Source organism: Arthrobacter sp. P1_B11 (genome assembly GCF_056406715.1).
Genome location: NZ_JBFTZQ010000024.1, coordinates 38,309 through 49,643, shown reverse-complemented (window position 1 = coordinate 49,643; position 11,335 = coordinate 38,309). Strand labels below are relative to the sequence as shown.

General features: G+C 66.2%; 9 protein-coding genes. 3 read left to right on the top strand and 6 right to left on the bottom strand.

Annotated elements, in window-relative coordinates; translation table 11 throughout:
- Positions 1 to 91: 91 nt before the first annotated feature.
- The 5 genes from AC1D14_RS17240 to AC1D14_RS17220 all read right to left on the bottom strand — a co-directional run bounded on the left by AC1D14_RS17240 (position 92) and on the right by AC1D14_RS17220 (position 6,740).
- Positions 92 to 1,678, bottom strand: coding sequence for an APC family permease (locus tag AC1D14_RS17240; RefSeq protein ID WP_476968883.1), 1,587 nt, complete (start codon positions 1,676 to 1,678; stop codon positions 92 to 94).
- Between the two features lie 125 nt (positions 1,679 to 1,803).
- Positions 1,804 to 3,444 carry a GMC family oxidoreductase gene (locus tag AC1D14_RS17235; RefSeq protein ID WP_476876799.1) on the bottom strand — a complete coding sequence of 547 codons (1,641 nt, stop codon included), beginning with the start codon at positions 3,442 to 3,444 and terminating at the stop codon, positions 1,804 to 1,806.
- Entirely contained in the window at positions 3,445 to 4,983 is a 1,539-nt protein-coding gene (locus tag AC1D14_RS17230) for an aldehyde dehydrogenase family protein (RefSeq protein ID WP_476968873.1), read from the bottom strand.
- A 99-nt stretch (positions 4,984 to 5,082) separates the two neighbouring features.
- On the bottom strand, positions 5,083 to 5,709 hold the full coding sequence (locus AC1D14_RS17225; RefSeq protein WP_476968872.1) for a TetR/AcrR family transcriptional regulator: 627 nt from the start codon (positions 5,707 to 5,709) through the stop codon (positions 5,083 to 5,085).
- Positions 5,710 to 5,816: 107 nt separating this feature from the next.
- Positions 5,817 to 6,740 (bottom strand): LysR family transcriptional regulator, encoded by a 924-nt coding sequence (locus tag AC1D14_RS17220; RefSeq protein WP_476876798.1) that lies wholly within the window; start codon positions 6,738 to 6,740, stop codon positions 5,817 to 5,819.
- A gap of 263 nt (positions 6,741 to 7,003) precedes the next feature.
- Between AC1D14_RS17220 and AC1D14_RS17215 the strand changes: the two genes are divergently transcribed.
- The 3 genes from AC1D14_RS17215 (at position 7,004) to AC1D14_RS17205 (ending at position 9,895) form a co-directional block, all read left to right on the top strand.
- Positions 7,004 to 7,351 carry a CBU_0592 family membrane protein gene (locus tag AC1D14_RS17215; RefSeq protein WP_230120995.1) on the top strand — a complete coding sequence of 116 codons (348 nt, stop codon included), beginning with the start codon at positions 7,004 to 7,006 and terminating at the stop codon, positions 7,349 to 7,351.
- 206 nt (positions 7,352 to 7,557) lie between these two features.
- A complete protein-coding gene (locus tag AC1D14_RS17210; protein ID WP_476876797.1) occupies positions 7,558 to 8,412 on the top strand; it encodes an aminoglycoside phosphotransferase family protein in 855 nt (284 codons plus the stop codon).
- A gap of 58 nt (positions 8,413 to 8,470) precedes the next feature.
- Positions 8,471 to 9,895, top strand: coding sequence for an HNH endonuclease signature motif containing protein (locus AC1D14_RS17205; protein WP_476968871.1), 1,425 nt, complete (start codon positions 8,471 to 8,473; stop codon positions 9,893 to 9,895).
- A gap of 120 nt (positions 9,896 to 10,015) precedes the next feature.
- Here the strand turns inward: AC1D14_RS17205 and AC1D14_RS17200 are convergent, their stop codons facing one another.
- Complete coding sequence (locus tag AC1D14_RS17200; RefSeq protein ID WP_230120956.1) at positions 10,016 to 11,254, bottom strand: NYN domain-containing protein; 1,239 nt, start codon at positions 11,252 to 11,254, stop codon at positions 10,016 to 10,018.
- Between the last annotated feature and the right edge of the window lie 81 nt (positions 11,255 to 11,335).

Genomic DNA, 11,335 nt, shown 5'->3' with positions numbered 1-11,335 from the left:
TAGGTCTCTCAAATGCGCGGGGGCCACTGACGCAAAAGGGCCGACGGCGGCGGTAAGGCGGGTGCCGTCGTCGACCCTTCCGGGGGCGTTACTAAGCTTCTGACGCGGCCATCTTGACTGCGGACGCATCCTCCGGGGCTTCGGACTGCGCGGCGCCGTACTGCGCGGCGCCCGACGACGGATGTGCTGCGACTGCCGCGGCGTGCTCGGCCAGCACCCCGGTCTGGTGGCGGATCTTCAGGCGGTAGAGCAGGGTCCCGCCAATGATCACGGCGGCCACGAAGATCACGCCGCCCCACTGCAGGTACCACTCGAACGGCGGCACCGAGTTGTAGATCTCCGGCCTCGGCCAGATGAGGTTCACGGTCATGGCCCCGCCCCAGAGGACTGCCAGGATGTTCACGGGCAGTCCCCATTTGCCTGTTGTGAACCCGGCTTCGGACTGCTCATCCCGCAGCGGCCACTGCTTCAGGAGCCGCTTGCGCAGCAGGGGAACCGTGACCAGGAGGTAGGACAGGTAGATCAGGACGATGCTGATGCTGGACAGGATGGTGAAGATGGCCGGCTGCATGACGTTGACCAGCAGCGGGATGACGGCCATGACACCGATCACGATCGCCGCGACCTTCGGGGTCCTGCGGACCGGATCCACCTTGCTGAGCTGCCGGCTGAACGGCAGGTTGTTGTCCCGGGCCATGGCGAACATCATGCGGATGGCAGCGGCGTGGACGGCCAGCGTGCAGACCACCACGGCAACCACGATGCATGCCAGGAACGCCTTGCCGAATGGTCCACCCAGAACGGAGAGCACGATGTGCTGGAGGCCGCCGTCGGCAGCCCCCACCTGCGGGTCGCCCAGGTCCGGTGCGGCCAGGATGCCGAAGAGCAGGATCAGCCCGCCCAGCAGGAACGAGGCAGTGACGGCGCGCAGGATGGCCTTGGGTGCCGTGCGCTTGGGGTCCTTCGTTTCCTCCCCGAGCGAGCTGGCGGTGTCGAAGCCGTACATGACGTAGCCGGACGCCATGGCGCCGATCAGGAAGACGCCGAAGAAGCCGAGATCGTGGCCCTCGCCGAAGCCGTTGGTTTCGAAAAAGACCTCCGGGCCGCGCACAACATGCCAGGCCAGCGCGAGGATCAGCAGGACGGCCGCGGTCAGCTCCACGAAGACGCCGATGCTGTTGATTCTGGTCATCAGCTTCACGCCGAACGCGTTGATGAGGGTGGAGATGGTGATCATGATGGTGGCCAGCACCACGCCATTCATGGCGAAGTCGTAGGGGCCGGTGCCGTCACCGACGAACTGGAAGCCGGACCAGAGCTGCGGCAGGGTGATCTGCAGGGCCAGCGCCACGGATCCGAGCGCCATGATGGAGGAGAGCAGGAGCAGCCAGCCCGCCAGCCAGGACGAGGTCCCCGACGCGAGGCGCTTGGCCCAGTTGTAGACCGATCCCGCAACGGGGTAGCGGCCGGCCAGCTCGGCGAAACAGAGCGCCACCATCAGCTGGCCGACGAAGACGATGGGCCAGGACCAGGCGTACGCCGGGCCGGCCATGGAAAAACCAAAATAGAACAGTTGGAAGACGCCGGTGAGGATGGAGATGTAGCTGACGCCTGCGGCGAAGCTGGCAAACTTGCCGATGCTCCGGTCCAGGGTCTGGGTGTAGCCAAATTCGTCCATGCCGCTTGAATCAATACTCTTGCTGGGTTCCAAAATGTGAACTCCTAAGTCAGAAAAGTACGCTCGATGCAACCCGCGGCCGCCATTGGATGCGGGTGAAATCAATAGCCTCCGGAACTTGCCTCTCAGGCGAAGGACGGACTGAGCTCCACCTCTTTCCTTACAGCGCCACCGGTGTGGCCGGTGCGGATGAGCTCGGCGCAGCGCTCGCCGATCATCATGACGGTGATGTTGGGGTTGACGGTGACGTGTTCAGGCATCACGGAGGCATCCGCCACGCGCAGACCGGTGACGCCCTTGACCCGCAGCTCGGGATCCAGCGGTGACATCCCGTCGTCGGCCGGGCCCATCCGGACCGTGCCCACCGGGTGGTACACGGTGTTGTGGGTCTTGCGGATGTACTCCCGCAGCTCCTCGTCCGTCTGCGCCTCGACGCCGGGGGATAGCTCGCGGCCGGTCCATTCGGCCATGGCGGGCTGGGCGGCGATTTCGCGGGCCTTGCGGACGCCGGCCACCATGACCCGCATGTCGTGGCCTTCGGGATCCGTGAAATAGCGCGGATCCACCATGGGCTTGTCGCGGAAATCGCGGCTGCGCAGCCTGACGGTGCCGCGGGAGCGGGCGTGCGTGACGTTCGGGGTGAGGCTGAAGCCGTTCTCCGTGGTGGGGTAGCCGTGCCGCAGGGTGTTCATGTCGAACGGGACGGAACCGTAGTGCATCATCAGGTCCGGGCGGTCCAGGCCGTCCTCGGTGGGGGTGAAGATGCCGATCTCCCACCATTGGGTGGACGTTTGCACCATGGGCTGCCTGGCCTCGAACTGGACCACGCCTTCGGGGTGGTCCTGCAGGTTTTCGCCCACGCCGGGGGAGTCCACCAGCACCTCGATGCCGTGCTGGGCCAGGTGCGCTGCCGGGCCGATGCCGGAGAGCATCAGCAGTTTAGGGGAGTCGATGGCACCGGTGGAAAGGATGACCTCGCGGTGCGCGGAGAGCCGGTGGGTCCGGCCGAACGCGGAGTCCACCACGTCCACGCCGGTGCAGCGCTTGTCCGCGTCGAACACCAGCTGGCGGGCGCGGAGGCCTGTGAGCAGTGTGAAGTTGTCGCGGTCGACGATCGGGTGGATGTAGGAGACCGAGCTGGACGACCGGGTGCCGTCCGCGCGGCGGTTGATCTGGAAGAAGTTGGCGCCGTTGATCACGGTGGTGCCGGTGTTGAACTTTGTGCGGGGGATGCCCGTCTGTTGGCAGGCGTCCAGGAGCGCGACGCCGGCAGGATCCACCGGGGGCACGTTCATCAGGTGCACGGGCCCTGAGTCCCCGTGGTGGGGTGCGTCCGGCCCGGCATCCTCATTGGTTTCCAGCCGTTTGTAGAGGGGCCAGGCAGCGTCGGCGTTCCAGCCGGTGGCACCGTACTTGGACTCCCATTCGTCCAGGTCCTCCCGGGGTGCCCAGAAGGCGATGCAGGAGTTGTGGCTGGAACAGCCGCCCATCACCTTGGCGCGCGCGTGGCGCATGAAGGAGTTGCCGTTCTCCTGCGGTTCCACCGGATAGTCCCAGTCGTAGCCGGACTCCAGCAGCTCCATCCAGCGGTCCAGCTGCAGGATTTCGGGCAGGTTGCGGTCATCCGGGCCGGCCTCCACGAGGGCCACGGTCACGTCTGGATCCTCGCTCAGCCGGGCGGCGACGGCGGCACCCGCGGATCCGCCGCCGATCACGACGTAGTCGAACCCGCGCTCGGTGACGTCGTCGATGTTGTCGTAGTGCATCTAGTTCTCCTTGCCGTGGTCAGCAAACCAGCCGGTTACCTGCGGGCTGGTGTTCTGGTAGATGTGCTTGGCTTCCTGGTATTCGGCCAGGCCCGTGGGGCCCAGCTCGCGGCCGACGCCGGACTGGCCGAAGCCGCCCCACTCGGCCTGGGGGAGGTAGGGGTGGTAGTCGTTGATCCAGATGGTGCCGTGCCGCAGCCGGGATGCCACGCGCTGCGCCTTGCCGGCATCCTGGGTCCAGACCGCGCCGGCCAACCCGTAAATGGTGTCGTTGGCAGTGACCACGGCCTCGTCCTCGGTGCGGAACGTCTCCACGGTGACCACCGGGCCGAAAGCCTCGTCCACCACCACCGACATTCCCCTCTGGACACGGTCCAGGATGGTGGGCTGGTAGTAGAAACCGCCGTCGTACTTTTCTCCTTGCGGCGCCGCACCGCCGGTCCGCAGCCGCGCACCCTCCTGGATGCCGCGCTGGACATAGGCGTGGACTTTGTCGCGGTGGGCCGCGGAAATCAGCGGCCCGGTTTCGGCGGCGTCGTCAAAGGGGCCGCCCAGCCGGATGTCCCGGGCACGGCGGACCAGCTCGTCCACGAAGCGTTCGGCGATCGATTCCTCCACCACCAGCCGCGCCCCCGCGGAGCAGACCTGCCCGGAGTGGACGAACGCGCCGTTCAGGGCATTGTCGACGGCGGCGTCGAAGTCCGCGTCCGCGAACACCACGTTGGGGTTCTTGCCGCCAAGCTCCAGTGCCACCTTCTTGACGGTGCCGGCGGCGGCCGCCGCGATGCGCTTGCCGGTTTCCAGCCCGCCCGTGAAGGAGACGAGGTCGACGGCGGGGTGTTCGGAGAGCGGGGCGCCCGCCTCCGCGCCGGGGCCGGTCACGAGGTTGGCGACGCCGTCGGGCAGGCCAAGGTCGTGCAGCAGCTGCATTGCCAGGATGCTGGTGGACGGGGTCAGCTCGGAGGGCTTGAGGACGAAGGTGCAGCCGGCGGCCAGCGCGGGCGCGATCTTCCACGCCGCCTGGAGCAGGGGGTAGTTCCACGGGGTGATCAGGCCGCAGACGCCCACGGGTTCGTACACGATTTTGCTGACGACCGTGGGGTTCCCGGCGTCGACCATGCGGCCCGCCTGCTGCCCGGCGAGCCTGCCGAAATACTCGAAGCAGGCGGCAATGTCGTCCATGTCGATGCGGCTTTCGACCATTCGCTTGCCAGTGTCCAGCGACTCGGCGCGGGCGAACTTTTCACGGCGTTCGCGTAGTCCGGCGGCGACCTTGAGCAGGAAGGTGCCGCGCTCGGGTGCCGGCACGGAGGACCAGACGCCGGAGTCGAAGGCTGCACGGGCTGCGGCGATGGCGCGTTCGGCGTCCTCCCTGCCGGCCTCGGACACTGTGGCCACCGACTCGCCATCGGAGGGGTTGCGGATTGCGCGCACAGCGCCGGAGGCGGCTGGCTCCCATGCGCCGTTGATGAACAGGGTCGATGCTGTCTCGGTTCTTGCGATCCGAACGACGTCATGGGCTGGTGTGGCGTAAGTCATACGAGGGACAGTACTGCACATTGAACGAGTGTTCAATACTTTTCTTGAACAGTTGTTCAATGCTACTTATGGAGCTCACTCTGCCCGGTTGCCGGTGGTTCAGGACTCGTGAAGCCGGTGATCCTTGATGGTGCGGTCCTGAAGCGGCGCGAAGGCGATTTGCTCCGTCCGGGCGATGCTTCGCTGGATGGAGGCCTCATCAACGCCGAGAAGCGCCGTCAGCCACATGCCGTTTTGGATGACGACAATGTCAGCCGCCCGCTCCCTGCATGCCTCCCATGAAAGATCGGGTTGGGCGTTGGAAACCAGCGCAGCGAGGCCGTCGAGATAGCGGTCGAAGGCCTCGGCGTTGATCTGTGCATAGCCCTCGTCCGCCTGGGCGAGGGCCCAAAGGTGCAGGCGCAGGGACAGATAGCGGGTGGTCAGCAGATCAGCGGCTGCCACTCGCCGCAGGGCCTGGCGCAGCTGTCGCTCCGGGTCTGACGACGGGTCGGGCGCCACGAGCAGAAGGTCGTGTTCGTCGACCCGGCGCAGGGCTGCCCGTATCAGGCTCGTCTTGTCGTCGTAGTAGTAGTTCACCAGGCCCAGCGCGACGCCGGCTTCGCGGGCCACGGCCCGCATGCTCACACCCGAAATCCCATGGCGGGACAGCAGATCCAGCGCCGCCTCGAGAATGCGCGACTGCCTGTCCATTTGTTCGCCGGAGTTCACGGCATTGGTCCCCATCTGGCCAGACTATTGCCTAACCCGTAACGAGTGCACTTTCCGGGGTCGCATGACCTTGCTTCGAAGTCCCGTCCCACACGCCAAAAGGCACGAAAAGTTGTAGGCGGTCAGGACGTCGACCGCGTGTCGAACGCCGCTGCCGATTCCCGTAGAAGGCGCGCGACGGTGTCCACGGGCATGCTGGCTGACCGCCGGCGGTCGAACCGTCGCAGGACGATGCGTCGCGTGCCCAGTCCAGGGACGTCCAGGACGTCCACCCCGTCATGGCTGACGCCGCTCAATGCCAAGGTGGGTACGATGGCGACACCCTCCCCCGCCGCGACCAGTGCCAGTGCGGTCAGCGTTTCCTGATATTGATGCACCGTCTCCATCTGGGCACCGATGGACTGACGGAGCCGGCCGAGCACCGCAGCGTTGGCGGCTGAGGAGTCGACACCGAGCCAGAGAAGTGGCAGATGCCCAAGGTCGATGTTCTCTGTAGTGAGCAGGGCGCCCGCGGGAACCACCAGTTTCCAGGGCTCGTCCAGCAGGGGCTCCTCGATCATTCCGGCGGAAAGTGAACGCTGGCCGGCCGTCATCGAATCGAGCTCGACCACAACAGCGTCGAGCTCGCGCTGCCGGAGCAGACGTAACAAGTCAGGGAAGTCGTCTTCAATCAGCCGGATCTGCAATTGCGGGTACCGGATGCGCCACTCGGGCAAGCGCGGGATCACCACCGTGCGGACAAAGCTGGTGAATCCGCCCACCCGCACCACCCCCGCGACCTTGGCCCCGCCCTCCATGCGGGCGCGGGCGACGCTGAGGGCGCGTTCGATCTCTTCGCCGGCTTCTGCAACGGCCATGCCGGCGGGTGTCAAAACCGAGCCTTTGGGTGTGCGCACCACCAGCGCATGCCCCGTCTCGTCCTCTAGTTTGCTGAGCTGCTGGGACACGGCCGAGGGCGTGATTCCCAGTTCGTCAGCCGCGGCGAGCACCCCGCCGGTGCGGGCGATCGCAAGGAGAACTCGCAGCCGGCGCGGATCAATATCCATGTTAAGTAGTTCTAAACCACATCTTCAGAGGAATGCAATTGAACTACACGCATGTCGTGCTCATAATTGCTTTTGAAAGCCAAAACCAACAGCGGAAATCCAGACTGGCGGTCCAAGCGAATGAAGCCCTCGCGCGGACGGCGGAGCAAACGCTGATCCAGTGATTCAGTCGGCAATGGCCTCTACCAAAACGCCCACCTATAGCCCGCCAGCTCCACTCCGCCCGGCGGATGGCAACCGGGCACCACCCCTGAAAGGACATCATGGAACTGCTGTTTGAAATTTCCGGCTGGGCAGGCGCGGTTGCGATTCTCAGTGCTTTCCTGGCGGTGTCCATGGGGTGGCTGAAGGCTGGCAAGGGCTTCCAAGCCGCGAATCTCCTGGGTGCCTGTGCCTTCATTATCAATGGCGCCTTCCACGAAGCGTGGCCGTCCGTGGTCACGAATATTGCCTGGTTCCTCATTTCCGCAGTAGCGCTTCTTCGCATGCGGTCCGTACAGGATTCGCCGGCGGCCGCTGCCGAGGCCCCGCAGGTGCAGTTTCCTGGCGTCCCTGACACCACCGGCCAACTGGCCATCGTTGAAGCGCCTCGAGCAGCCAGCTTTACTTAGCCAGCTTTTTCTGAGCGGACGACGGCGGGAAGTCCCGCCGTCGTCCGCTTCATCGCCTGCTTCGCGCCTAAACCTGGCTGCGCGAAGGCGCCCCATCCGCTCTCGGGAATCTGAACTATATTCGGACAAGGGAGAGGACCAGATTGCATCGCAGGAACAGGGAGGCGGATCTCTGAATGGCGGGGATGCCACCAGCAACGGTGGAAGTGAGTGACGCAGTCGTCCAGTGCCTCGTCCGGGACCAGCGGCCCGACCTCGGCGGTCGTCCTTTGGCGCGGGTTGCGAACGGCTGGGACAACGCGACCTTCCGGCTCGGCGAGGACCTGGCCGTGAGGCTGCCGCGCAGGGCGGAGGCCGTTTCGCTAATACTGCATGAGCGGCGCTACCTTCCCGACATAGCCCGCCGCTCCCCGGTTGCGGTTCCTGTGCCCGTCCATGCCGGCCGGCCGACGTCGGACTTTCCTTGGCCTTGGAGCATCGTGCGGTGGGTCCCCGGAGCCGCCGCGGCCGACGTCGGTCCGGCAGACCGCGGGCGGGCCGCTGAGGGCCTGGCCGATTTTCTCCGGTCCCTCCACGTGCCCGCCGAAACATGCGTCCCGATGAATCCGTTCCGCGGCGTGCCGCTGACGGACCGTGACGCTGCGGTGGTGGAACGGCTCGGGGACCGCGAACGCTACCCGCAGGCAGCAGCGCTGAGAGCGGTGTGGGCGCGGACCTGTGCTGCTAAAGCCTGGGATGGTCCGGCGATGATGCTCCACGGGGACCTTCACCCGGGCAATATCCTTCTGGCGGACGACGGCTCGCTGGCTGGGGTCATCGATTTCGGCGACGTCGGGGCAGGGGACCCTGCTGTCGATCTTGCGGTGGGGTGGCTGATGTTCGACGCCGGCGCCCGCCGCCGCTTCATGGACGCCTTTGGCCCCGCAGTGGAACGGGACACCTGGATGAGGGCCCGGGGCTGGGCTCTCATCCTGTCCACCGCCATGCTGAGCAACTCCGACGATAATCCGCGGATGTTCGCTGTCGGAAAGTTCGGGATCAGGCAGATTCTGGAAAGCTGACATTGCCTGGAACTCCGAGGCCGGCGTTATTGTCAGTGCCTGCTGTCATGCTGTGCGTATGGAAGGCAGAGCAGTTGCGGAGACGTTGGAGGCCATGCAGGCCTCCCTTGCTGCGTTGGCTGCATTTGCCGGTCGCGGGGCCGGGAACGTGGCCCCGCCTGGTGCTGATCCTCTTCAGGACGAAGCGGACGCCTGCCTGGACGGTCTGGCTGAGGCGGGCACCATGGAAGCCATGATGGCCGCGCTGAAAGTGCACTTCGCCGCCGGATACGCCCACGCTGCCGCAGCCATGGCGGCCCCGGCGGTTTCGCCGCAGGAGCGCACGGCCCAGGAAATGGCAGTGACAGCAGAGGTGGCCTGTGTCATGACGGTGAGTGAGAGATCGGCAGCGGCGTTACTGGCGGACTCAGCCACCCTGACCACCGGGTTGCCACTGACGTTCGCTGCGCTGCGGGCAGGGAGCATTTCATGGCAGCACGCGCGGGTGATGTGTGATGAAACATCGGGTCTGGACCCTGCCGCGGCTGCTGCCTTGGAGGCTCATTTCCTGGACCCCGAAGCTCCCTTTGCAGCGCGTGGCTGCCCGGCGGGGGAGCTGGTGCCGGGAAGGTTCCGCGCCAAAGCGCGCAGCTGGCGTGAGCGGCACCATCCCGTAAGCATCGAAGCGCGCCACCGCAGGGGTGCGGAAGGCCGCCGGCTGGAATATGTCCCGGACCGGGACGGCATGGCCTGGCTCTCGGCCTATGTGACTGCGGATGTGGCAGCGGCTGTTTGGTCCCGTGCCACGGAAGCGGCGCGTACCCTGCAGGGGCCGACCGAATCCCGGACTCTGACCCAGCTCCGTGCGGACGTCGCCGCTGACTGGCTGCTGGTGGGGGTGGCGGAAGGAACCCCGTCGCCCAAGGCGCAGGTCATGGTGACCGTTCCGGTGTTGTCGCTCTTGGGCACCGGGACGGACCCGGCCACGCTGGACGGGTACGGTCCTATTCCGGCGAGCATGGCCCGCCGGCTGGTCGCGGATGGCGCCGGATCGTTCCTGCGAGTGCTGACCGATCCGGGCAGCGGAGCGCCGCTGGAGATCGGCCGCACCAGCTACCGGGTTCCGAAGGCGATGCGCCAATGGTTGCGGCTTCGGGATGGACGCTGCCCTTTTCCCGGCTGCAACAACCACTCCTTGGATAATGAAGCGGACCACCTGCTGGCTTGGTCCGAGGGAGGCGGCACCGGCATCACCAACCTGGGCCAGCCGTGCCGGAGGCACCACCGACTCAAACACACCTCAGCGTGGAGGCCAGGTGACGCCACCCGGGACCAGCCGCCAAGCTGGATCTCACCCGCGGGACGCTCCTATCCCAGCGAACAACAGGAGTGGGAACCGCCCGACTGGCCGCACGTACTTGCCAGTGCCGCCGGTCCCGGAGAGACCGGGCCACCATTACCGGTGGATCCCTTGCCTGGCTGGGCACTATTCATCGCGGCGTAGGGTTGACTCTCGACGGTCTTGCTGACGTCGACAACCAGCAAAACCTAACCCGTGCCCACCAGAGTGCAGCCACAGCGCGGGGCTAAATCAATGTCGGCGGCGGGGACGTCCCGCCGTCGGCTAGCTCTCCAGCAGCCCGCCGCCGGCCCAGCGCCGGAGCGCGAGCTTTTCTGCGTCGTCGAACTCCATGAGGGCAAGCCGGCACAGCTCTTCAACATTTCTTGTCCACGCGGCAGCGAGGTCCCTGGCCGGCATGTCGTCCGGGAGGGATCCGCCCGCGTACACCACGCCTTGGATCACGAAGTTGACGGCTGAGCGGGACACCGGCTGCCCGGCCGCAACACAGTCGTCCCGGACGGACCGTGCCAGTTCGCTGCGATTGCCTGAGTGCTCGCGCAACTTCGCCTCCAGCGACAGGAAAACCTGACGGAACTGTTCGGACGACAGCGCCGGCACGTCAGTGACCCGGGTGACCTGCTCCTCGATCGCCGGCCGGCCCTCGGGTGCCAGCGCGGAGAGCTCCGGCGAAAACCGCTTGGCGTCCCACACCCAGCCGGGCGACGGCGTGGACGAGTACTGCACGCCCTGGCCGATCTGGGCGATCCAGGCCCCGAACTTGCCGAAGCCGCCCCAGTCGGTCTTGAGCGACGGGTCTGCGGTCAGGGCCCTGTGCGCCGCAACCGCCCCGGTGACCGGGCCCGGCGCAGCCTGCACCAGGGCGCGGACCTCGTCGGCCGCCGCCGTCGCGGATCCTGGGACACCTGGTGCGGTGCGGAGCGGTGCACCAAGTCCGGCAGACGCCACCATGCGGGGGACTCCGGCCGGGGTCCCGTTGAGAATTGCCACGAAGTCGTGGGACTCCACCACGTTATCGGCCATCTCCCGGTACGCGAATGCTACGGCGCCGGCGGCAATGACGGTTGTCATGCGGTCAGCCGCCCGGAACCGCTGGATCAGGGACGTGAAGTCCGCATCCGCCGACGCGATGAAGAATTGCTCGACTTGTGCCGCGCCGGACAGGGCGTCCATCGCGTCCAGCACCAGATTGATGTCGGTGCTGGACTTGCCCCGTTGCGTGAGGGAGGGGCAATCGATCACGCGGAAACCCGCCCGGGTCCAGTACGGCCTGTACTTGGAGTAGACCACCGGATTGAGATAGCAATTGCGGATCAGGAAGCGCCGGGATTCCTCACCTGCGCCGCCATCGGCCAACGCTTCCGTCCAATGTTTGGGATCCTCTGCGAATCTCCTGGCCGCGGCCGGGTCCAATGCCATCAGGCCCGTGTAGACGTTGTCGAAGTCAACGAACATCGCGGCGCGGATGCCGGGCCGCCTGGACTGGTGTTGAGGTTCCGTCATCGGCTCAGTGTGCCAGCAAGAGCGGCGGACAGACCAGATGTGTCCCACACCTTGGCGCCCTTTGAACCGTGGCTTACCCCG